We start from the raw sequence: 21,899 nt of genomic DNA on the forward strand, positions 1-21,899 counted from the left end.
TCTCGGGACAGCTCGTTTTTTACCTTTTTCTAAGCGGCTCCAATATGCCTTTTTGGATCAGCAAGTGGAAAACGGACAGCACGACGGATGCCCAAATGGCAGTGCCGAACCCATCAATCTGAAAGCTGTCTCCCATCAAGGCTGCGGTCATCATTAACGTAATGGCGTTGATGACAAACAGAAAGAGGCCGAGGGTCACAACCGTGACGGGCAATGTCAATATGACGATGATCGGCTTGATCAGTACATTTAACACAGAAAGAATCACACTGGCGATGACAGCCGCTCCGATACTGCTGATATGGACGGAATCAAAATATCCCGCGATAACGATTAATAATAAAGCATTTACTAAAATGCTGACTGCCCATTTGATCATTTATTTCAAATCTCCTTCTAAAGGTACAACAAAACACCAGATAATATATACAATCGGCACGATTCCGCTCGTGACAAGCGCTAATACAACGGTGATAATGCGTAAAAGCGACGCATCCATATTGACGTACTCCGCCAAACCGCCGACAACGCCGGCGATTTTACGGTTTTTTTCTGAACGGTAAAGTCTTTTCATCCAATCACCTCTGAGTATGCTTGAGCTTAATGGCTCCTGTTAACGATTCTGAGAAAATCGAGAGATGCTGATCATGGCCTTGATTTGATGCCAGCATCAGTTCTTTTTGAATGGTATCATTCTTTTCCTTTAAAATTTCCGCATCAATCAGCTCATGGCTGAGAGAGCCGAGATTGCTTTTCAGCTCCGCTTTCACCGCCGAATCATCAGGCAGAGCGATATCCACGTTTCCGGTCGTCGTTTTCGTGTAGATGGAGCGGCAGTGCGGCGCTGTCACGGTAAGCATGATATTGCCGTTAAAGCTTTGAACGTCAATGGATTCACTCGATCCGCGCAAATCAATCAAGCCGTTGATCGTTTCCGCTTCAATCGCTCCGCATTGATGTCCGGCCAGCTTGATTTGTCCGTTAGCCGTTTCCGCCGATGCTTTATCAGCCGTCAAATGAGAGAATGACAGAACGCCGTTTGTCGTTTTCGCCGAGAATTCTTTTACATGTAAATGTTCCCCTCTGATCGGTCCGTTAAACAGCTTCACTCTTATCTTATCGTACTCTTTCTGGGGAACATAAAGCGTGACATTGGTTTTCATCGTTTTCTTTTCCGTGCGGACAAAAAACTTATTGCCCTTCACTTCACACTCAATGTGCTGAAGAAATGCGGTGCGCGCCGCCTCCTGACTGTCCGCCCGGTACACTTTCGCCTGGCACTCCGCTCTGATATCTTCATCCGCCCACGGCACGATATTGACGCTGCCGTTTGCAATCTGCATATCAATGGCCGAGAATTCACTGTCTTTAAATTGAAAAATATGCTGCACTTCGTGTGCGTGGCCGAAATTCAGATCAAGATCCGCTTCCTTCACTTTTTTGACGGCAGAATCAATCCAGTCGAACAGCTTCGCCCCGAGCGACGGCTTTTGGCTTCCTTTTGCCCCGCTTTCGAAATCTTCCGCAGGTTCCTGGACCTCCGCAGATAATGCGGTGATCTGCTCTTCTTTTTCTTTATATTCATGATCCAGTTTTTCAATGAGCGTCAGTGCTTCCTGCGCCGTCAGCATGCCGTCTTCCACAAGCTTTAAAATCCGTTCTTTCTCCTGTTTCATACAAAACGCCTCCCCCGACTTTTCTTACACCTGGCGTAACACCTTAATTCCCTGCACGATATTCCAAATGACCATTCCGATGAGGATCAGAAAATAAACAGCTGCTCCTGTTATCATAACAAAAACGGGCACCATACTCTCCCCCTGAGCCGTAATCAATCCGCCGACAACACCCGCGGTCACAATCAGCAATCCCGCAAACGGAATGATATGGGAAATCAGAGCGCGCATGGCATGCCGCTTCGTCTCTTTTTCATCGACGACAAAGTAAGCCACAATCGGAAGAATGAGCGGCGCGAGAAACACGCTGAAATAACAGATTGATGCGATAATCGCTTGATTTCGGTTCAATAAAAACACTCCCTGTGCCGTGATGTAAAAACCCTTCCTTATACATACGTATGACGAATGGGCGGGTTTCATTTTCATGCTAAGGACATGCTTCGTTATACGTAATTTTTGATTTCAGAGATTTCACTATAGAATCTTTTCCCCGAACCGATTACAATATGTAACAAAGCCTGACCGTATGCAAGGAGGACATACAAATGGAGAAAGATCCCAAAAACGCCCAAGTAACGGAAGAGAGTCTTCGAAATTTAATTCGCGAACAGAAAAGAATGAACAGCGAAATGCTGGCTGAATTGGAACAGATCAAAGCAGCCCCTCTTCCCATTTCCCATGATATCCAATATATAAAAGTGCTGCTGGACAGCAGCAGCACCCATATTCTGCAGGACTTAATGCATTTAAGCAGACAGCTTCCCCAACAGAAAAAAAGCCTGTAACAACAACAGCCCAAAACCGATGAGTTTTGGGCTGTTTTTATTGATCTATTACGTGGCTGCCGTTTCTTTTTCGGCCAGCAATGTTTTCATCCGTTTTTTATCACGTTCCATTACCGGTTTCAGATAACGGCCCGTATATGATTCTTTCACTTCGACAACTTCTTCAGGCGTCCCGGAGGCTACGATCGTGCCGCCGCCCGATCCGCCTTCAGGTCCCAGATCGACGATGTAGTCAGCCGTTTTAATGATATCGAGATTATGTTCAATGACCAAAACGGTATCACCGTTATCGACGAGTCTTTGAAGCACAACCAAAAGCCTTGCGATATCATCAACGTGGAGGCCTGTCGTCGGTTCGTCCAAAATATACAGCGTCCGGCCGGTGGAACGCTTATGCAGTTCGGAAGCGAGCTTGACGCGCTGCGCTTCTCCGCCTGACAGCGTCGTCGCCGGCTGGCCGAGCGTCACATAACCGAGTCCGACATCGGCAAGCGTTTGAAGCTTGCGTTTGATTTTCGGGATATTTTCAAAGAAAGACAGAGCATCTTCCACCGTCATATCCAGAACGTCAGAAATGCTTTTTCCTTTGTATGTGACCTCAAGCGTCTCCCGGTTGTAACGTTTGCCGTGGCACACTTCACACGGGACGTACACGTCAGGAAGGAAATGCATCTCAATTTTAATGATGCCGTCGCCGCGGCAGGCCTCACAGCGCCCGCCTTTTACATTAAAACTGAACCGGCCTTTTTTATAACCGCGCACCTTTGCTTCATTTGTCTGCGCGAATACATCGCGGATATCATCAAACACACCCGTATAAGTTGCCGGATTTGATCTCGGTGTCCGGCCGATCGGCGCCTGGTCGATGTCGATCACCTTATCAAGGTGGTCGAGGCCTTTGATCTCTTTATGGCTTCCCGGTTTCGCTTTGGCTTTATGAAGCTTTTGCGCAAGCGCCTTATGCAGAATTTCATTCACAAGCGTACTTTTTCCGGAACCGGACACACCTGTCACCGCCGTAAAAGTGCCGAGCGGGAATTTGGCGTTCGCTTTTTTCAGGTTGTTTTCTGACGCGCCTTTGATTTCAATGAACCGGCCGTCAGGCTTTCTTCTCTCCGGAGGCATCGGGATGAATTGAGCCCCTGACAAATAACGTCCGGTCAGAGAGTCCGCATCATTCATCACTTCTTCAGGCGTCCCCGCCGATATGACGCGGCCGCCGTGAATGCCGGCGCCCGGACCGATATCTATCAAATAATCGGCAGCCATCATCGTATCCTCATCATGCTCCACGACAATCAGTGTGTTGCCGAGATCCCTCATGTTTTTCAACGCGCTGATCAGACGGTCATTGTCACGCTGGTGAAGGCCGATGGACGGCTCATCAAGAATGTACAGAACGCCTGACAAACGGGAGCCGATCTGTGTTGCAAGCCTGATGCGCTGAGCTTCTCCGCCTGACAGCGTTCCCGCCGCCCGGCTCAGCGTCAGGTAATCAAGACCGACTTTATCTAAGAAGCTGAGCCGCTCCACAATCTCTCTTAAAATTAAATCGGCAATCTGCATATCTTTCTCAGACAGCGTCAGTCTTTTGAAAAATTCCAGCGCATCGCCGACGGAAAGCTCGGTAATGGTGCCGATGTGGCGCCCGTTGACCAAAACGGCCAGCGCTTCTTTCTTCAGCCGGTAGCCTTTGCACGTCGGGCACGGCTTCTGTGACATGTACTGCTCCATCTGTTCACGGATATAATCGGAGCTTGTCTCTTTATACCGTCTCTCAATATTGCGCAGCACGCCTTCAAATTCAATTTCATTTTCGCGCACTTGTCCGAAATCATTCTCGTATTTAAAGTAGATCCGTTCATCGCCGCTACCGTACAGCACTTTATCAAGCTGATGCTTCGGCAGGTCTTTGACCGGAGTCTCCATATCAATGCCGTAATGGCGGCAGACCGCCTGAAGCAGCTGCGGATAATATTGTGAACTGATCGGCGTCCACGGCGCGATGGCGTGTTCTTTTAATGACAGCTCAGGATTGGGAATGACGAGCTCAGGGTCCACTTCCAGCTTTAAGCCGAGACCGTCACAAGTCGGACAGGCGCCGAACGGGCTGTTAAACGAAAACAGCCGGGGTTCAAGCTCTCCGATAGAAAAACCGCACAGCGGACAGGCGTGATGCTCGCTGAACATCAGCTCCTCCTGACCGATGACATCTATCATGACACGGCCTTCCCCTAAGCGGAGCGCGGTTTCCAGTGAGTCGGAAAGCCGGGCGGCAACCCCTTCCTTGACGACAATCCGGTCAATGACGACTTCAATGGAATGCTTTTTGTTTTTTTCAAGTTCAATATCGTCGGAAAGCTCGGCCATTTCTCCGTCAATCCGCACCCTTACGTAACCTTGCTTTCTGATTTGGTCAAGCACTTTGACATGGGCGCCTTTTCTGCCTGAGATGATCGGCGCAAGCACTTGAAGCTTCGTCCGCTCCGGATATTCAAGAATCCGGTCAACCATCTGTTCAATCGTTTGCGACGTAATTTCAATGCCGTGCTCCGGGCAGTGCGGCTTCCCGACTCTCGCGTACAGCAGCCGGAGATAATCATAAATCTCCGTTACCGTTCCGACGGTTGACCGCGGATTGCGGCTCGTCGTTTTCTGATCAATGCTGATCGCCGGAGAAAGCCCTTCGATCGCATCGACGTCCGGCTTATCCATTTGCCCTAAAAATTGGCGCGCATAGGCAGAAAGCGATTCAACATACCGCCTCTGTCCTTCCGCGTAAATGGTGTCAAAGGCAAGGGATGATTTTCCCGATCCGGACAGCCCCGTCACGACGACGAGCTGATCCCGCGGAATCGTTACATCAATGTTTTTTAAATTGTGCGCCCTCGCGCCTTTCACCTCGATCCGGTCAATTGCCATGTGTTCATCATCCTTCCGCTTTAAGCTCTAACAGTAAATCACGAAGCTCTGCCGCCCGCTCGAAATCAAGCGCTCTGGCCGCTTCTTTCATTTCGTGCTCCATTTGCTCAACGACTTTCTGGCGTTCTTTCTTCGTCATCTTCGCCAGTTTAGGCGCGGCTTTTGTTTTATATTCTTCTTTATCCTCAGCGGCCTGCGTCGCGCGGATCACATCGCGGATTTCCTTATTGATCGTTTGCGGCGTAATGCCGTGAATTTCGTTAAAGCGCTCCTGCTGTTCCCGGCGGCGCTTCGTTTCATTAATCGCGATTTCCATCGAATTCGTGATTTTATCGGCATACATGATGACGCGGCCTTCCGCGTTTCGTGCCGCCCGTCCGATCGTCTGAATCAGCGAACGTTCGGAACGGAGGAAGCCTTCTTTATCCGCATCGAGAATGGCGACAAGTGACACTTCCGGAATATCAAGCCCTTCCCTCAGCAGGTTGATGCCGATTAACACATCATGTTTTCCGAGGCGGAGGTCACGGATGATTTCAATCCGTTCAAGCGTCTTAATCTCGGAATGCAGATAATTGACCTTGATGCCGATTTCCTTGAGATAATCGGTCAGATCCTCTGACATTTTTTTCGTTAAAGTCGTCACAAGAACGCGCTCATTCCGTTCAATTCTCGCCTGAATCTCGCCGATCAGATCATCAATCTGTCCTTCGATCGGACGGACGTCAATGAGGGGATCGAGGAGTCCCGTCGGTCTGATGATCTGCTCGATCATTTCCGGCGTATGCTCAATTTCATACGGTCCTGGAGTCGCCGACACGTACACGATATTGTGCATGTGTTTCTCAAATTCCTCGAATCGGAGCGGACGGTTGTCAAGCGCTGACGGCAGGCGGAACCCGTGATCGACAAGCACCTGTTTTCTCGCCTGGTCACCGTTGAACATGCCGCGCACCTGCGGAATCGTCACATGTGATTCATCAACGACAATCATAAAATCGTCCGGAAAATAATCAAGCAGCGTATACGGCGTAGAGCCCGGCGGACGGAGTGTCAAATGTCTTGAATAGTTCTCGATCCCTGAGCAAAAACCCATTTCCCGCATCATTTCAAGATCATATCTCGTCCGCTGCTCAAGCCGCTGCGCTTCAAGGAGCTTGCCGTTTTCGTGCATCACTTTCAAGCGCTCCTCAAGCTCCTGTTCAATATTCAGAATCGCTTTTTCCATCTTTTCCGCCCGGGTGACGAAGTGGGAAGCCGGGAAAATTGCGACATGGTCACGGTCGCCGAGAATTTCTCCGGTCAAAGCGTCGACCTCTCTGATCCGCTCAATTTCATCTCCGAAAAATTCCACTCTGATACAATGTTCATCACGGGAAGCCGGAAAGATTTCCACAACGTCTCCGCGCACGCGGAACGTCCCGCGCTGAAAGTCGATATCATTGCGGGCATACTGGATATCCACAAGCTTTCTCAGCAGCTCGTTCCGCTCAATTTCCATTTCCGGTCTGAGCGACACAACCATCTCCCGGTATTCTTCAGGTGAACCGAGACCGTATATGCATGACACACTCGCAATAATAATGACATCTCTCCGTTCAAACAGAGAGGATGTCGCGGAGTGTCTCAGTTTATCAATTTCATCATTAATGCTTGCGTCTTTCTCTATAAAAGTATCCGTTTGAGGCACGTACGCCTCCGGCTGATAGTAATCGTAATAGCTGACAAAATATTCGACAGCGTTGTTCGGGAAAAACTCCTTAAACTCGCTGTACAGCTGTCCGGCTAGGGTTTTGTTATGGGCAATGACCAGTGTCGGTTTATTCACTTCTTTAATCAGATTGGACACGGTAAAGGTTTTGCCCGTCCCTGTCGCACCCAGGAGAGTCTGGTGTTTTCTGCCTTCCTGTATGCCTTTGACAAGCTTCTCAATCGCTTGCGGCTGATCTCCCTGGGGCTGATATTTCGAGACTAACTCAAAACGATCTTTCACAAAAAAGCCTCCGTTTCTTTACGAAATCTTCCTATTGATATAGTAACACAATGACGGGCAAAATCACTAAAAATACGAACTAAAGTTCGATGGTTTGTTTTTACCAAGTCAATTTTTGTATAAAAAACCTGCTTTTATGGCGTAAAAGCAGGCATTCTATTTCATATTCACCATGTCAGGCATTGTCTTTCTTTTTGTCTGCTTCTTTTTTGGCCATGTACAGCCCTCCGGCCACCAGCGATACGACATCCAATCCAACGATAAAATACGTTTCGGTATAACCCTTTAAATAGGATGCGAAAAGCAGTGCGGCTGTGAGAGCGATCGCCACATAGTGGTTAAACGTGACGCGCGTAAAAAGGACGACCAGCATAAAAGGGAAACATAATGCAAAAACGGCTTTTGTAATCACAAAAACCCTCCTCGGGAATTCTTCATCTCATCTGATTATAGTAAAAAATGAAGAATCGGACAATCGTTCCCCTGCTATCACAATACCCTTTTTCAGCAGTCTTCAATCATCTGTCAAAAAAATTGTGAATATAAATCCATTGAACCATTAACCAGATGAATCGAATTACCTTTCTTCAGCCGAAAGGATGAGAAGGTTTAGGTCTTTGTATCTTTGACAGTTTCTTCCTCCCTCTTTACAATGTAATGATAGTGTTTACTATCATTTTCTTGGATGAAGAAAAAAAGGGGGTCATACCGCATGTATTCAGTGCGATTTCAAAAAGCGGAAGAATCGAGCCGCTCTGCAGGAGCAAAAGGAATGAACCTGATTAAACTGACGAAAAACGGGCTGCCCGTTCCCGGCGGTTTCATCATTCAGACGAATGCCCTGACACGTTTTATGGAAGACAACGGGCTTCAAGCAGATCAGGAACAGATGGAGCGCGCCATTATGAACGGCACGTTTTCAAAAGAGCTTCGGGAGGAACTGACCGCGTCGTTTTATGAATTGAGAGAATCATACGCCTCTGTCGCCGTACGTTCCTCCTCCGCGTCCGAAGATCTTGAAGGGGCTTCTTTCGCGGGCCAGTACGAAACCTATTTAAATATCAAAACAGAAGAAGAGTTTCTCGGAAAAGTGAAAGAATGCTGGGCTTCCTTCTTCTCGGCGCGGGTCAGCGGTTATAAAGAGAAAATGAACAATGACACCGCAGAACCGTTAATGGGCGTTGTCGTGCAAGGGCTTATCAATTCCGAGGTTTCAGGAGTCATTTTCAGCCGCAACCCGGTCACACATGATGACGGAGAGCTGATGATCAGCGCGAGCTACGGTCTCGGAGAAGCAATCGTCTCCGGCAGCGTGACGCCCGACACATTTATCGTCAATAAAGACACATTTCAGATTGAAAAAGAAATCGGCTTAAAAGAAATGTATATCGTTTCTAAAGACGAAGGCGTGACGGAAAAAGAGACGTCCGCTGACATGAGAAACCGCTTCTGCCTTGATGACGAGAGCGTCAAAGAGCTTGCCATGCTGACGATAAAGACGGAAGAACTGTACGGTTATCCCGTGGATCTCGAATTCGGATTTGCCGAAAATAAGCTGTATCTGCTTCAGGCCAGACCGATTACAACGATCGTGCAGGATCAGAAAGCGGCAGACGAAGAACGGGAATTTATCATGACGCCCCGGGATCAGAAAGATTTTTGGCTCAATATGGAGGCCAATATAGAAGGCCCCGTCAGCCCGTTATTCGCCTCACTCATTGTGCCGGCTTTGGAATACGGCCTCAAAGAGAGCACGAAGACATTCCCTGTAATGGGCATCGAAATCGAGCGTGTCAAACTTCATCAGGGCCGTGTTTTTTCCAGACAGCATAAGACGGACGACAAGCTGCCCGCAGAACAGTTGGAAGCGCTTTTCCCCGTCTTGGCTGACCGCATGTACGATATTATTCAGGAAACCTTTCTGCCTTTTTATCAAAAGCTGGACGAACTGGCGCATACAGACCATACGCCGGAGACTGCCCTTGATGCATTCCGAAACCTGCAAGATTTCTATTTAAAAGGATACGCAGAACATTTCAATATTGTCTTTCCGCAGGTTGCGTTAAACATGATACTGGAATCCATGTACGGACAGGTTGAGAAAGAAAACACCTCCCTTCTGTACGAAATGCTGGCAGGCGTCATGAATAAGTCATTGGAGACCGACAGACAGCTCTGGCTGCTTTCCGGACAAGTAAAAGACAGCCCTGAGCTGCGGCGCGTCTTTACGGTTTCTCATGCCGACGAGCTGCATCAGACGCTTCTGCAATCAAATGAGGGAAAACGCTTTCTCGAACAAGTCGGTGAATTTTTACAGGAATACGGCTGGAGATCCGTGAAAAGTCATGATCTCATTGAAGAAACTTGGGCGGAAAACCCTTATTTCGCTTTGGCCAACATTCAGAACTATGTCCGGAACGGATACGATTTTGACAGTGAGTTTCATAAAACGATAGAAAAACGAAAACAGCTCTACACCGACTTTATGGATAGAATTGAAGATGACGGCTTCCGGGAGACGTTTGACCGCTATTATCAGTGGACATTGTCTTCATCCATCATCAAAGATGATCACCATTTTTATATTGATGCGATGCTGGACGCCAAAGCGCGCCTCTGCCTTCTGAAAATCGGCGAGCTGCTTCAAAAACAAGGCGTAATCGATGATCGGGAGGATATGTGGTACTTATACAGCGATGAAGTCGAGAAAGCGCTGGCGTCGCCGGTTCCGATGCAGGAAAAAGCCGCTCAACGAAAACAGCTCTTCCAGCAATATCAATTGCTTGAAGCCCCCGCTTATCTCGGGACTCCGACTTCGGAACAGCTGAAAACGGCTGAACAGATTACCGGCTCCATCACAGAAGATGAAAAAAACACTGAACATCAAATTTACGGACTTGCGGCGTCAAGCGGAATCGCAAGCGGCCCGGTGAAAGTCATTCGTGACGCAAGTGAATTTTCCCGTTTTTCAACAGGAGACGTTCTTGTCTGCAAAATGACGACACCGCTGTGGACCAGTCTGTTCCAGGATGCAAAGGCCGTCATTACGGACACGGGCGGCATCCTGTCACATGCGGCGATCATCGCGAGAGAATACGGGCTCCCGGCCGTTCTCGGCACACGTGCCGCGACTGACAGGCTCAACGACGGAGATATCGTCACGGTGGACGGGACAAACGGCAAGATTACGATTGTCAAACGCGCTTCATGCTAGGTTTCCCTCTTTATTGACGGCCAGGGCGGGTGTATACTTGTCCTGCCAGTATTTACGCGAGGTGAAACATGTTGAGAACGACGAACAAGAGAATTATTGACGCCGCGATGAATCTGATCATCCAAAAAGGATACCGCGCAGCGACAACAAAAGAAATCGCAGAAAAAGCAAAAGTAAGCGAAGCAACGATTTTCCGTAATTTTAAAAACAAACAAGGATTAATGAAAGCCATGATTGAACAGCAGACGCCGGTTCCGGAAAGCATGATCACTAAGGCGGAAGGCGATCTGTATGAGGATCTTCTTCATTTCGCCGCGACCCTTCTTCAGCAATTGGAACAAAAAAAAGAAGTGTTCCGCATCTGCCTGCGCGAACCGGAACTATTCGAAGACGTCCTGCAGGATATTGTCGTATATCCGCAATCCGTGAAAAAGCATTTAATCGTTTACTTTAAGGAGCTGACAAAGAAAAATATGATAAGCCCCGGCAGCGAAGAAGCTAATGCAGACGTCTTTATGACGATGATTTTCGGTTATTTTATACACCGGCTGCAGCTGGGGAAAAGAGTCATTACTCTCTCTGAGGAAACGATGCTGAAACACAGCACTGAGATTTTCATGAAAGGCATTACCGGCCGGTCATTTTCCGGCTCCAAGGAGGATGAAGGATGGGTTCAAAGAAAGAATGGGCGCTGATCGTTTCGCTTTTGCTGGGAGCCATACTCGTTCCCATCAATTCTACGATGATCGCAGTCGCCCTTTCATCCATTTCCCGCTCATTCAGCGAATCAATTGCCAGCATCACATGGGTAGTGACCGTGTATTTAATCGTGATGGCCGTGACACAGCCCATTGCCGGCAAACTCGGTGATATGTACGGAAACAAAAAAATGTATTTATGGGGCGTCGGCCTTTTTCTCATCGCATCATTGGGGTGCGCCCTCTCGCCAAGTCTTTTCTTATTGATTTTCTTCCGGGCGCTTCAGGCTGCCGGCGGCGCTTTGCTTACGCCAAACAGCATCGCCATCATCCGCCATGTCGTGTCTGAAAAACGGCTTCCGAAAGTATTCGGCTTTTTCGGCCTCGGTGCCGGGCTGGGCGCGGCTCTCGGTCCGTTTATCGGCTCTCTTTTAATTGAGAGCTTCAGCTGGCATTCGATCTTTTGGGTCAACATTCCGTTTCTTGCAATCGCACTCGTGACGGCATTAGTGATGTTTCCTAAATATAAAGAAGAAACGTCTGACGCTCCGCTTGATATCATCGGGTCCGTTTTGCTTGCCGGAAGCATTGTATCTATTATTCTTCTGACGAAAAATGAAAGCTCTTTGGGCTATTGGGTGTACGCGCTGCTCATTCTCATATTTGTTCCGCTATTTTTCAGGCGGGAGCTGCGCACGAAACATCCGATTATTGATTTTGACCTGTTTAAAAACACGACCTTTACGAGCGCCAATCTGTCGGTTCTATTAAGCAATTTAATGATGTACGCCGTGTTATTGATTATGCCGCTCTTTATGACCGGCCACTTCAGCATGAATACGTCGCACAGCGGCATGGCGCTGTCAGTCTTTTCTGTTTTCATGTCCGCCAGCAACTGGGGCGGAGCTCAGCTGCATCAGAAATGGGGCGCGCGAAGAATGATTTTTCTATCCTTCGGGCTGATGGCCGTAGCCAATCTCTTATTTCTGCTTTTGGTTTATTCCCATTCCGTTCCGTTTCTTATGGCATCGCTTATTGTCGGAGGCATCGCGTCAGGTGCGGGGCTGACGAGCATGCAGGTATCTTCTCTTGCGACGGTAGAACCGGGCATGTCCGGCATCGCATCCGGGATTTTCTCCACCTTCCGTTATTTCGGAAGCATTATTTCTTCAGCACTGATCGGTTTAATCTCCGGGTTTCATATTCTGTTTATCATATTGATCGGAGTTTCTGTGATCGGCTTGTTCGTATCGCTTGGTATCAAGTCCGGGGAAACCGTTCAGACGAAAAAAAGCCATTCGGCGTAAACAAAAAAAGGTTCCGTGAGCACCCGCTTTCCGGAACCTTTTCCAGTTTTCCTTCTTATTTTTCTCTCTCAGAGTGTCACCGCAATGCCGTTGCAATGTAAATGGCTGAGAATTCCGATCAAGTTCGGCGCTGCCGTAAAAAAAGCCCGGCCGCCGTGTTGTTAGCGGCACCGGGCTTTTTATATGTGATTTTTCATAATTAATAAAACTGAAAGCTTATTATTTCCAATGTTTTTTCTTAATTTTTTTCATAATTCTCCTTACTAAAACCTACCTAAAACAATTATTGAATATTACTTTTATAATTAAGCAAAATTAAGTAACAATCATTGAAGGATTCTCAGACTGATAAAATTTATTTTAAATATAATATTTCAAAACACATTCAAACTGTACAAAGAAAAGAAAGTCTAAATTTTTATTTTTGGAACTTGATTGGGACAAGAAAGTCTAAACCAAAATCTAGGCGATCCAGGTGGGTGGCCTGGTAAATATTTTGAGTCTCTGTATCTTTAACAATAGTATTTACAATATCATTAGGATACCGATTCAAAAAAAAATGTTCTCCTTTAAACTTATGAAATTTCACGTTTCCTTCAACAACTTCACTCCATTTATGCATTTCATTGATATGAGTCGAAAAATCGCTATCCGCATAAAAAACGCTTACTCCACAACTTATTTTTTCTGCTTTGGGCTGAAACTTATAATTGTCCAAAATTATAAAATCTGCTCGCAAAATCGGAAGAAACATATCCATAATCTCTTTTGTATAAAACTCCTCTGGTATTCCCCCATATTGTTCCACCTTTGTCAAGAAAGTTTCATTAGTCATATTTTCAATGTCTTCTCTCTTTTCAAAAATATGTGGAGCATCTCGCCCAGAAAAAAACAGATGCCTTGGTTCCTTAGTTCCCATTTGCTTAAGTTTATAATATATCTCATAAGTCAATAAGGCTCCCATGCTGTGTCCAAATATAACATATTCATCGTCATATTCTAATTGTTCACTTATTCTTTTGGCGATATCTTCACTTGCTTCACCAACAGACTGGTAACAAGGCTCTGTGAATCGAGTTCCTCTTCCAGCCAATTCACATATACACAATTCATATCTATCCGGCAGTAGTTTTTTCCATTCATAATATGCATTTACCGAGGCTCCAGCATATGGAATAGGAAATACTTTTATTTTATTTATTTCACTCACTCCTATGTTCAACTTGAGCCCACTATCATTACTATATAAACCTATAAGTATTCAAGATACATTTAATTGTACTTCTCTATCTCTCGCTGCTCTGCCAGCAACAAATTCACCATATCACTATAGCTATTCAAACCGTCTGTCTGATTATTTGCCTTCAGATATACGTCATTTACATTTCTTGAAATACTTGAAATAACACCCTCATACTTATCCCGGTACTGCTCATTTTGTTCTATATCATGCCGCACCGCTTTGGACAGACTGGACATTATATCAGACGCCTTATCTGGATCCACTTTCTTTAGCTCAGATATAGAATAATCAAATGCCAGAAATAAACCACTGTATAGTATCATTGGATCATCCTGCTGCTTACATGCCAGGTAAGCTATAAAATTAGCCTCATCCTCATGCATGAAACCACTCTGATGTGCCAATTCATGCGCCATAGTAGCAGGCACCAAAAAAACTGGCACATTAACATTGATATTGGATTCATAAGTAAAAGGGACAAAAATACCATGTATCCCTGCATGCGACATTAGTTTTGACATCACCACTGGTTTTGGTGTTGAATATGAATGCTCCAAAACAGGATATTTCTTTGATAACATTTGCATCGAGAACACTGCGTGTTGTGCATAATAATCAAAAACCTCTGGTACATGAGCCAAAAGATCAGTGTCCGCTAACTTTTCCCTTGCCAATTCCATTTCAACGGCAAGCGACTTACTCAATTTGACCAGTTCCTCCTTGCTGTAGTTCTCTTCTTTATATTCGGTATAAGACAAAAAAGAATACCTGTAATAGTTTATCCCACCCAAAATAGTATAACAAAAATATATCACGCTACAGATCGTAACGATTCCTAGAGCACCACGATAAACTACCATCCTACGCACACCTTTACTCATGATAACCTTGCGCACATAATAAACGATATAAAATAGAAAAAGTAACACAACCAACACGACGAGCCATTCACTAACAGAAAACTTGACCCAAGAAGGTACAAATCCTACTATTTTTGACAATAACGGATATACAGACCTACTGTATTTTTCCGCCCAATCCTGATGGTTCTGCGCGTATTTTGTCAGTATGTAAGCTATAACTCCAAGTGAAATCAACGGTAATCTCTTAAGTAAAAGCTTTTTTATAATGTACTCCCCCCTATCCAACATAACCATTATAATCAGTTATTCTTAATATATATCCTGCTAAAGATTCATCTTCTAAAGGTTTTGGAGTTAGCAATAACCTTTCCAATAAGCCATACCTCTCCTTCATTTATTTTTTTATTATTTCAAAATAAAACAGCTAAGAAAATATAATTTTCTTAGCCGTTTTACTTTTATAGCTGATTTTGAAATCTAGTTTAGGAGTTCTTGAAACTATTCCGAATAATTATGAAAAATCACATTATAATGCTGTCATTTCTTCGTGCTCGTGTTCATCCTGCACGAATAAAATACCTAATTCATGATGTTCGCCTTCATAGGACGCGCGCTGATCAAACCGGATCTCACCATTCAGGCCGATGATCTCCATTTTTACAAATGCGCGGTTTTTTTGAAGTGCTTCGTAAAAATCCGATACATGCTTTACGGGAATGCCGTTTACTTTCGTTATAATCTCACCGATCTTCAGCTCAAGATCTTCCGCGGGCGTATTCGGAATGATGCCGAGCACCATTAAGCCCTGATCCCGCTTAGAGAAATAAAACGGAGCCGCGTTATCGTTCAGCCGCTGTCTCAATGATAAGAACAGGCGTCCGAGCACCGCAATACAAGCGGCAGCACCGGCAAGCGGACTCCACCAAAGGGCCGCTGCCCCGAATGCGGTCACGATAACCCCGAGAATCATGACACGTTTCGCTGTTATCCTTATGCTGACTTCCGGAAGTGACCCCTGCACACGCTGTCCGAAGCCGGCGATATAAGGAATCCAGATCAAATGGAAAGAGCCGCCCGGCACGGTAAAGACAGGCCACCAAGAAAGGTGTGACTCAAGCCCGCTGCCCGGCACCAATAAGAAAAGCGGAAGCAGCCATGCGCGATTCGCCAATTGTCGGCCGATGGGCAGGCCTCTGCTGCTGACGACAAGCGCCGGAGATGTTTTCAGATGCGCTGAACGGCAGGCAGCCGCTCCCTCCGTGATAATCAAAAGGCCCATAAACACGGCCGCCGATGCCCAATTCACGCCGAATGCCTGCGGAAACCGATCCGCAAACGGCACTGTGTGGGTATACTGAAGGATAAACGCAATGAACATGCCGGCGCTGACAATATAAGCTGAGGACAGCCAATTCATACGGAACGTCAGCGAAGCCAAAGCCGTCACAGCCGCGATTATGCCGAGAAGACCGAATGGAATCGAAATTCCCAGTCCAAAAAATAATACGGAGAGAAGAATACCCGGTATAAGTCCTTTTATGTATGTAAAGATAAGCTCGTCATACATATCCGCGATTTTTGTATGAAACGTATGGCGTTCACGTTTGATCCGCAAATATCCGCATGCGAGACTTATGATGATAAAAAACCAGAACATCGGGTGCAAAAAAAACAGACCGATACTTTTCAGAAGTTCAATTCCCCATTGAACAGACACTGCTTTCACCGCCTCAAGCCAAACATTTTAATTCTATTCTACCAAATAATCATTGGCTTGAATATCTCAAACGTCTATCTCTCTTCCGTCATCCACAACGTCACATTTGATAGAGAGAAATCTTTCAGATAGTGGTCGACTTCCACCTCGATTACACCGCTGATCAAAAGCATGGACCGTTTAATATCCGTCAGATTGATTCCTAAACGCTTATGGTTTTTCATTAAGTAAGTGAAATAATGCTTTGCACACTCTTCATTAATTTCGTGAACGCATTCAACATTTGTGTAATTGACCAGGTATCTGCTGAACAGCATAAGAAGACTTAGTGCTTTTGTTGATGAAAATGTGACGTCTTTTGTTCTGTCTTTTAGTTGTTCCACTAATTCATAATATTTCTTTTCACGCACAATACTTGCCCTCTTCAATTGTGAACCCCCATTTTTTTATCCAGATAAGCACGGGTGATTACAGCTGCCGTGCTGAAGCGCCGCAAACACTTCTGCTTTCGATACTGAAATGCAGCTGCCAAACTAAAACTGTTCTCTATTAGAACCTTCTTTTATTGTAAGAACTAAAACTGACTGAGGCAACTTTCAAAAGTTTCATTTTGAATACATATTAACTCGGCATAAAGTCTCTCTTCTCTATAAATATCGGGTAATGTTTGTCCTTTATAAATGTTTAAATGTGAAAATTTTTTTAATATCTTGTCAAAACCGACATAATTATATGTCTTTTAGTTCATTTTTAGAGTGTGACAAAAGAAACAGGAGACGTAAAAAACGCCTCCTTTTCATTTATTTTACAAATAATGATTTTAACGCCATTTGCAGCTGTAAATCATTTTTTTCGTCAGATTTCTGTTCATTCATCAGCTGATTCATTTTTTCCGCTGTCTTTTTATCAATGACCGCTGTTTTATCAAGCTTGTACCGGTCTTGAAACGCCAGAACGGCTTTTTTCATTGTTTTGCTGAAATAGCCGTCTGCTCTGCCCGGATCGAAGCCTAGGCCTTTCAGCAGGATTTGAGCGTGCTTGACATCCGCGCTGTTCATATCAGGCTGAAGCGGCTGTTTCAGCTGAAGCGGTCCCGCCGCAAAATAATCCGGCTGGCTCACAGCGATTGTCGGAGCAATGCCTTTTTTGTGAATCCAATTGCCTTTCGGTGTCAGCCATTTGTAAAGCGTCAATTTAATGTTGCTCCCGTCTCCCATAGGCACGGCCTGCTGAACCGTTCCTTTACCGAAAGAAGTGTCACCGACAACGTCATAATGTCCCGCTTCTTTTAACGCACCCGCAAGAATTTCTGAAGCGGAGGCGCTTCCTTTATCCGTGATGACATTGACGGGATACGGCTTCTTATGTTTTAAGGTTGAGAAATATTGTTTTTTATCGCCGTTACGCTCCGCAATTTGGATATACGGCATGTCTTTTGTGATGAAATGCTTTAAAATTTGTTCGACGCTTTGAAGGTAGCCGCCGGGATTCCCTCTTACATCAAGGACGAGACCGTCAATCCCTTGTTTTTCAAGCTTTTTCAGCGCCGCGGCGAAGTCCTGGGCGGTATGCTCGGAAAATGTCGATATTCCGATGTAGCCGACATGATGACCGCCTGATTCTTTGCGGGAAGCAAATACGGTTTCAAGCGGGATTTCCGCTCTTTTAATCCGGAATGACAGCTGTTTTTCAGTACCCGGACGCTGTATTTTAATAGAAACCTTCGATCCTTTTTTTCCTCTGATTTTCAGCACGGCTTCGTTTAAACCTTTCCCGTTCATTGACTCGCCGTTTATGCTGATGATTTCATCATTCGGCTTGAGTCCCGCTTTTTCCGCCGGAGATTGCTTAAACGGTGATACGATAATGATTTTATTGTCCTCCATACCGACTTCAGCGCCGATCCCTTCGAAAGAAGAATCAAGAGAATCGGAAAACTGCTTAGCGGTCTGCTTGTCCATATAAACGGAATAAGGGTCGTTTAATGTAGACAGCATCCCCTGAATCGCTCCTTCAAGAAGCTTTTCTTTATCTACATTTTCCACGTATTCGTTCGAGATCAGCTCATATGCTTTTTCGATTTTTTCCATTGCCCGGCTTCTTTCTGCGTCTGTTGAATTCGGCTGTGCCGCCCCGGCAATATGAGCTCCGCCGCACATGATGCTGACGGCCGCTATCACTGCGATCATTTTCTGCTTCATCGTTTACCTCCTCTTAGTCCTTTTACGAAAACCTGGAGATAGTATGTGTAAATTGCAAAGAATTCATGTAACGGCAACAAAAAAATGAAAACGCGAGATTGTTACATATATATGGGTAACGTATAATATTTTGTATGCAATTCATTAAATATACAGGAGAATGCGATATGAAAATAAAATTATCGATTTTATCCGCGGCGGTTCTGGCCGCAGGCATTACCGCCTTTGTCTGGCCAAAAACAGAGGCCAATGAAAAAACGCAGACGGACGCCCTGTATGTTTCTCCCGCAGGCAGCGACCAAAATGAAGGAACGAAAGAAAAGCCGTTCCGCACATTAAAACATGCGGCTGAAAAGGCAGAGGCCGGGACAACCGTATTGATTCGGGAAGGGACGTACGATGAAACGTTTGAAGTAAAGCACAGCGGCACGGCCGAAAAGCCGATTACATTTCGGAACTATCAGAATGAGCATGTCTCAATCAGCGGCAAATCTGCGCCAAAAAGCGATTCTGAAACTCCGTTAATTCAAATCCGCAATAAACAGTACATTACCATTCACGGCGTTACGCTTGAGAATCTCTCCGTATCATCAGAAGATGCGACGGCCATGGGGATCTGCGTCACCGGGTCGAGCAGTCATATCAACATTGACGGCAACCATATCCGAAACATTAAAACCACGGCTGATGAGGGAAATGCACACGGCATCGCGTTTTACGGCACAGGCGCCATGAAGGATGTCAGCATCACAAATAATACGGTTGAAAAATTGACGCTCGGCGCAAGCGAAGCGGTCGTGCTGAACGGGAATGTTGACGGATTTAAGATTGCCGGCAATACCATCCGGGACAATAACAATATCGGGATTGACGTGATCGGATACGAAGGAACGTCCAAGCAAAACGACTATGCGCGAAACGGCGTCATTGAAAACAATACGGTGAGCCATAACTCTTCTTACGGAAATCCCGCTTACGGAGATGAATATTCAGCGGGCGGTATTTACGTTGACGGCGCAGAACATGTGGACATTAAGAATAACACCGTTTACAACAATGACCTCGGGATTGAAGCCACTTCCGAACATAAAGGGAAATACGCACAAGATATCCGGATTACGGATAACAAGGTGTACGGCAATGCTTACACCGGTATTTCAATCGGAGGCTATGACACGAAACGCGGCGGAACCATCAATTCAGTGATCGCTCACAACATCATGTACCGAAATGACACGAAGGACCTTGACGGCGGCCAGCTGCTGCTGCAGTACGGCACAAAAGGGAACACGATCGAAAAAAACATCATGACGGCTAGCGGTTCACGGATTTTTATCGCAAATGATTATACGAAAAACGAAGGCAATACCGTTAATCATAACGTCTATCACAAAGAAGCAGGAAAAGACAGCATTTGGAATTGGAAGAACAGAGAATATGATTCATTCACAGCGTACCAAAAAGGAACGGCAAACGATTCGGATTCCATTTATGCGGACCCGATGTACCGTGACGAAGCGTCTTATGACTTTACATTAAAGCCCGGATCACCGGCCCTGCCCGTCATTCAGTAACGAAACCATTAAAAAAAGCCAGTCTATATCAGACTGGCTTTTGTATTTATACACGAAGGAATTTCCGGATGGAAGTCAGACTTCCCCATACTCCGATAACCGCGCCGATCAGAATGAGCACAAGTGATACTTGAAACACAAACGGACTGTACGGCAGAAGTGAAACAAATGATCCCTGAACTTTCGGGGCCACCCAAGCGACCATCGACTGGTACGTACTCAGCACGAGAGCGATCGGTATGATAGAACCGAATACCCCCAGCAGCAGCCCTTCCAGGAAGAACGGCCAGCGGATAAACCAGTTTGTCGCGCCGACAAGCTTCATGATTTCAATCTCTTTTCTTCTGGCGAAAATCGTGATTTTAATCGTATTTGAAATTAAGAACATCGCCGTGAACAGAAGGCCGATGATTAACGCGATCCCGATGTTGCGTGACACCCCGACGATCTTAAACAGACGGCTGACTTCTTCTTTCCCGTATGTCACTTTATACACATGATCCAGCTTCTCAATTTTTTTCGCAACTTTCGGCGTATCATGCGGATCTGTCGTTTTGACGATAAACGCGTTGTTCAGCGGGTTTTCCTGATCTTGCATTTTCATGGCCTTTCCGCTGTCGCCGAAGCTTTTGACCAATTGATCAAGCTCTTTATCTTTAGATGAAAACTCTACGCTTTGGATTCCCGAGATGTCTTTAATCTCATTCTGCAGCGTATCCTGCGTTTTCTTATTCGACGTCAGATCGATTAATACTTTAATTTCCACTTCTTTTTCAGCATTTTTAGCCATGTTGTTTAAATTCAGCATAATGACTAAAAACACGCCGACCAAAATTAATGTAACGGTAACGGCACTGATGGATGCAAATGTCATCCATGTGTTTCTTCCGAGAGATTTAAAACTCTCACGCAAATGGCGCCCGAGAATTTTAATCATAAGAACCATACTCCCCTCTTGACTCATCACGCACAATAATTCCGTCTTCGATCGCGATGACCCGTTTCTTCATGGTGTTTACTATTTCTTTATTGTGTGTCGCCATCACAACGGTCGTTCCGCGGTTATTAATCTCTTCCAGTGTCTTCATGACTTCCCATGATGTGACCGGATCAAGGTTGCCCGTCGGTTCGTCAGCTATCACGACGTCAGGATTGTTGACGATGGATCTTGCGATGGAAACACGCTGCTGTTCTCCTCCGGAAAGCTGGTCGGGAAACTGCCGCGCTTTATGCTTCAGCTGCACAAGATCGAGCACTTCGAGCACGCGTTTTTTAATGACTGACTGCTGCTCTCCGATAACCTCAAGTGCAAACGCGACGTTTTCAAATACCGTCAATTTCGGAAGAAGTTTGAAATCTTGGAAAACAACGCCTATTTTACGCCGCACGAAAGGAATCTCTTTTTCTTTCACAGACGCGAGATCTTTATGATTAATCAATATTTGCCCTTTTGTCGGCTTTTCTTCTCTGTAAATCATTTTAATAAAAGTAGATTTACCGGCTCCGCTCGGTCCCACGACATATACAAATTCTCCGGGATGAATCATGACTGACAGCCCGTTAATCGCTTTTACACCGTTCGGATAGGATTTATATACTTCTTTCATCTCTATCATGAAATCACCTAATCTTTTAATTATGTCTTGCAGCCATAGAGTTCGCAAACGTACAGCGGTTTATGGCCGATTTACCAGGAAACAGAT

General features: G+C 45.7%; 19 protein-coding genes. 5 read left to right on the plus strand and 14 right to left on the minus strand.

Annotation, left to right across the window (positions count from 1 at the left end; translation table 11 throughout):
• Nucleotides 1-19 precede the first annotated feature (19 nt).
• From G4O42_RS16890 to G4O42_RS16905, 4 genes are read right to left on the minus strand one after another with little or no spacing between them, the layout of a single operon-like run.
• A complete protein-coding gene (locus tag G4O42_RS16890) occupies nt 20-379 on the minus strand; it encodes a phage holin family protein (protein ID WP_007407446.1) in 360 nt (119 codons plus the stop codon).
• Complete coding sequence (locus G4O42_RS16895; protein ID WP_007407447.1) at nt 380-574, minus strand: PspC domain-containing protein; 195 nt, start codon at nt 572-574, stop codon at nt 380-382.
• A 4-nt stretch (nt 575-578) separates the two neighbouring features.
• Nucleotides 579-1,676, minus strand: a complete 1,098-nt coding sequence (locus G4O42_RS16900; protein WP_007614045.1) for a DUF4097 family beta strand repeat-containing protein — start codon at nt 1,674-1,676, stop codon at nt 579-581.
• Between the two features lie 24 nt (nt 1,677-1,700).
• The gene (locus tag G4O42_RS16905; protein ID WP_003151444.1) at nt 1,701-2,027 is read right to left on the minus strand and encodes a hypothetical protein; all 327 of its coding nucleotides are present in this window, start codon (nt 2,025-2,027) and stop codon (nt 1,701-1,703) included.
• 197 nt (nt 2,028-2,224) lie between these two features.
• On the opposite strand from G4O42_RS16905, the gene G4O42_RS16910 reads away from it, so the two are divergent.
• A complete protein-coding gene (locus G4O42_RS16910) occupies nt 2,225-2,464 on the plus strand; it encodes a hypothetical protein (protein WP_032876198.1) in 240 nt (79 codons plus the stop codon).
• A 48-nt stretch (nt 2,465-2,512) separates the two neighbouring features.
• On the opposite strand, the gene uvrA is transcribed toward G4O42_RS16910, so the two are convergent.
• The 3 genes from uvrA to G4O42_RS16925 all read right to left on the minus strand — a co-directional run bounded on the left by uvrA (nt 2,513) and on the right by G4O42_RS16925 (nt 7,791).
• A complete protein-coding gene (gene uvrA, locus G4O42_RS16915; protein WP_032876195.1) occupies nt 2,513-5,386 on the minus strand; it encodes an excinuclease ABC subunit UvrA in 2,874 nt (957 codons plus the stop codon).
• A 7-nt stretch (nt 5,387-5,393) separates the two neighbouring features.
• Complete coding sequence (gene uvrB / locus G4O42_RS16920) at nt 5,394-7,379, minus strand: excinuclease ABC subunit UvrB (RefSeq protein WP_003151439.1); 1,986 nt, start codon at nt 7,377-7,379, stop codon at nt 5,394-5,396.
• A gap of 175 nt (nt 7,380-7,554) precedes the next feature.
• A complete protein-coding gene (locus G4O42_RS16925; RefSeq protein ID WP_003151438.1) occupies nt 7,555-7,791 on the minus strand; it encodes a CsbA family protein in 237 nt (78 codons plus the stop codon).
• Nucleotides 7,792-8,091: 300 nt separating this feature from the next.
• Here G4O42_RS16925 and G4O42_RS16930 point away from each other — a divergent pair, with 300 nt between their 5' ends.
• The 3 genes from G4O42_RS16930 (at nt 8,092) to G4O42_RS16940 (ending at nt 12,598) form a co-directional block, all read left to right on the plus strand.
• Nucleotides 8,092-10,593, plus strand: coding sequence for a PEP/pyruvate-binding domain-containing protein (locus G4O42_RS16930; RefSeq protein ID WP_032876192.1), 2,502 nt, complete (start codon nt 8,092-8,094; stop codon nt 10,591-10,593).
• Between the two features lie 71 nt (nt 10,594-10,664).
• Nucleotides 10,665-11,288, plus strand: coding sequence for a TetR/AcrR family transcriptional regulator (locus G4O42_RS16935; protein WP_015240677.1), 624 nt, complete (start codon nt 10,665-10,667; stop codon nt 11,286-11,288).
• Entirely contained in the window at nt 11,261-12,598 is a 1,338-nt protein-coding gene (locus G4O42_RS16940; RefSeq protein ID WP_022553858.1) for an MFS transporter, read from the plus strand. Before G4O42_RS16935 ends, G4O42_RS16940 begins: the two co-directional genes overlap by 28 nt.
• A gap of 418 nt (nt 12,599-13,016) precedes the next feature.
• On the opposite strand, the gene G4O42_RS16945 is transcribed toward G4O42_RS16940, so the two are convergent.
• From G4O42_RS16945 to ctpB, 5 genes are all read right to left on the minus strand, one after another.
• Nucleotides 13,017-13,820, minus strand: coding sequence for a thioesterase II family protein (locus G4O42_RS16945; RefSeq protein ID WP_074534232.1), 804 nt, complete (start codon nt 13,818-13,820; stop codon nt 13,017-13,019).
• 50 nt (nt 13,821-13,870) lie between these two features.
• A complete protein-coding gene (locus G4O42_RS16950) occupies nt 13,871-14,938 on the minus strand; it encodes a DUF3810 domain-containing protein (protein WP_032876952.1) in 1,068 nt (355 codons plus the stop codon).
• Between the two features lie 292 nt (nt 14,939-15,230).
• A complete protein-coding gene (gene minJ / locus G4O42_RS16955; RefSeq protein WP_032876189.1) occupies nt 15,231-16,421 on the minus strand; it encodes a cell division topological determinant MinJ in 1,191 nt (396 codons plus the stop codon).
• 74 nt (nt 16,422-16,495) lie between these two features.
• Nucleotides 16,496-16,849, minus strand: a complete 354-nt coding sequence (swrA, locus tag G4O42_RS16960) for a swarming motility protein SwrAA (RefSeq protein WP_014305920.1) — start codon at nt 16,847-16,849, stop codon at nt 16,496-16,498.
• Nucleotides 16,850-17,221: 372 nt separating this feature from the next.
• Nucleotides 17,222-18,580 carry a carboxy-terminal processing protease CtpB gene (gene ctpB / locus G4O42_RS16965; RefSeq protein WP_370465912.1) on the minus strand — a complete coding sequence of 453 codons (1,359 nt, stop codon included), beginning with the start codon at nt 18,578-18,580 and terminating at the stop codon, nt 17,222-17,224.
• Between the two features lie 209 nt (nt 18,581-18,789).
• On the opposite strand from ctpB, the gene G4O42_RS16970 reads away from it, so the two are divergent.
• Complete coding sequence (locus G4O42_RS16970; RefSeq protein ID WP_032876184.1) at nt 18,790-20,196, plus strand: right-handed parallel beta-helix repeat-containing protein; 1,407 nt, start codon at nt 18,790-18,792, stop codon at nt 20,194-20,196.
• A gap of 46 nt (nt 20,197-20,242) precedes the next feature.
• On the opposite strand, the gene ftsX is transcribed toward G4O42_RS16970, so the two are convergent.
• Together ftsX and ftsE are read right to left on the minus strand one after the other, a co-directional pair.
• A complete protein-coding gene (gene ftsX, locus G4O42_RS16975) occupies nt 20,243-21,133 on the minus strand; it encodes a permease-like cell division protein FtsX (RefSeq protein WP_007407464.1) in 891 nt (296 codons plus the stop codon).
• Nucleotides 21,126-21,812 carry a cell division ATP-binding protein FtsE gene (ftsE, locus tag G4O42_RS16980; RefSeq protein ID WP_007407465.1) on the minus strand — a complete coding sequence of 229 codons (687 nt, stop codon included), beginning with the start codon at nt 21,810-21,812 and terminating at the stop codon, nt 21,126-21,128. Before ftsE ends, ftsX begins: the two co-directional genes overlap by 8 nt.
• Between the last annotated feature and the right edge of the window lie 87 nt (nt 21,813-21,899).

The organism is Bacillus sp. LUNF1 (assembly GCF_011008975.1).
In the GTDB taxonomy this organism is placed as follows: Bacteria; Bacillota; Bacilli; order Bacillales; family Bacillaceae; genus Bacillus; species Bacillus velezensis.

What these genes read in the sequence shown, in the direction of transcription:
- G4O42_RS16890 (WP_007407446.1), bottom strand. Translation starts at nt 379, where the DNA reads ATGATCAAATGGGCAGTCAGCATTTTAGTAAATGCTTTATTATTAATC.
- ctpB (WP_370465912.1), bottom strand. Translation starts at nt 18,580, where the DNA reads ATGTGCGGCGGAGCTCATATTGCCGGGGCGGCACAGCCGAATTCAACA.
- G4O42_RS16910 (WP_032876198.1), top strand. Translation starts at nt 2,225, where the DNA reads ATGGAGAAAGATCCCAAAAACGCCCAAGTAACGGAAGAGAGTCTTCGA.
- ftsX (WP_007407464.1), bottom strand. Translation starts at nt 21,133, where the DNA reads ATGATTAAAATTCTCGGGCGCCATTTGCGTGAGAGTTTTAAATCTCTC.
- ftsE (WP_007407465.1), bottom strand. Translation starts at nt 21,812, where the DNA reads ATGATAGAGATGAAAGAAGTATATAAATCCTATCCGAACGGTGTAAAA.
- G4O42_RS16900 (WP_007614045.1), bottom strand. Translation starts at nt 1,676, where the DNA reads ATGAAACAGGAGAAAGAACGGATTTTAAAGCTTGTGGAAGACGGCATG.
- G4O42_RS16940 (WP_022553858.1), top strand. Translation starts at nt 11,261, where the DNA reads ATGGGTTCAAAGAAAGAATGGGCGCTGATCGTTTCGCTTTTGCTGGGA.
- G4O42_RS16970 (WP_032876184.1), top strand. Translation starts at nt 18,790, where the DNA reads ATGAAAATAAAATTATCGATTTTATCCGCGGCGGTTCTGGCCGCAGGC.
- G4O42_RS16895 (WP_007407447.1), bottom strand. Translation starts at nt 574, where the DNA reads ATGAAAAGACTTTACCGTTCAGAAAAAAACCGTAAAATCGCCGGCGTT.
- uvrA (WP_032876195.1), bottom strand. Translation starts at nt 5,386, where the DNA reads ATGGCAATTGACCGGATCGAGGTGAAAGGCGCGAGGGCGCACAATTTA.
- G4O42_RS16930 (WP_032876192.1), top strand. Translation starts at nt 8,092, where the DNA reads ATGTATTCAGTGCGATTTCAAAAAGCGGAAGAATCGAGCCGCTCTGCA.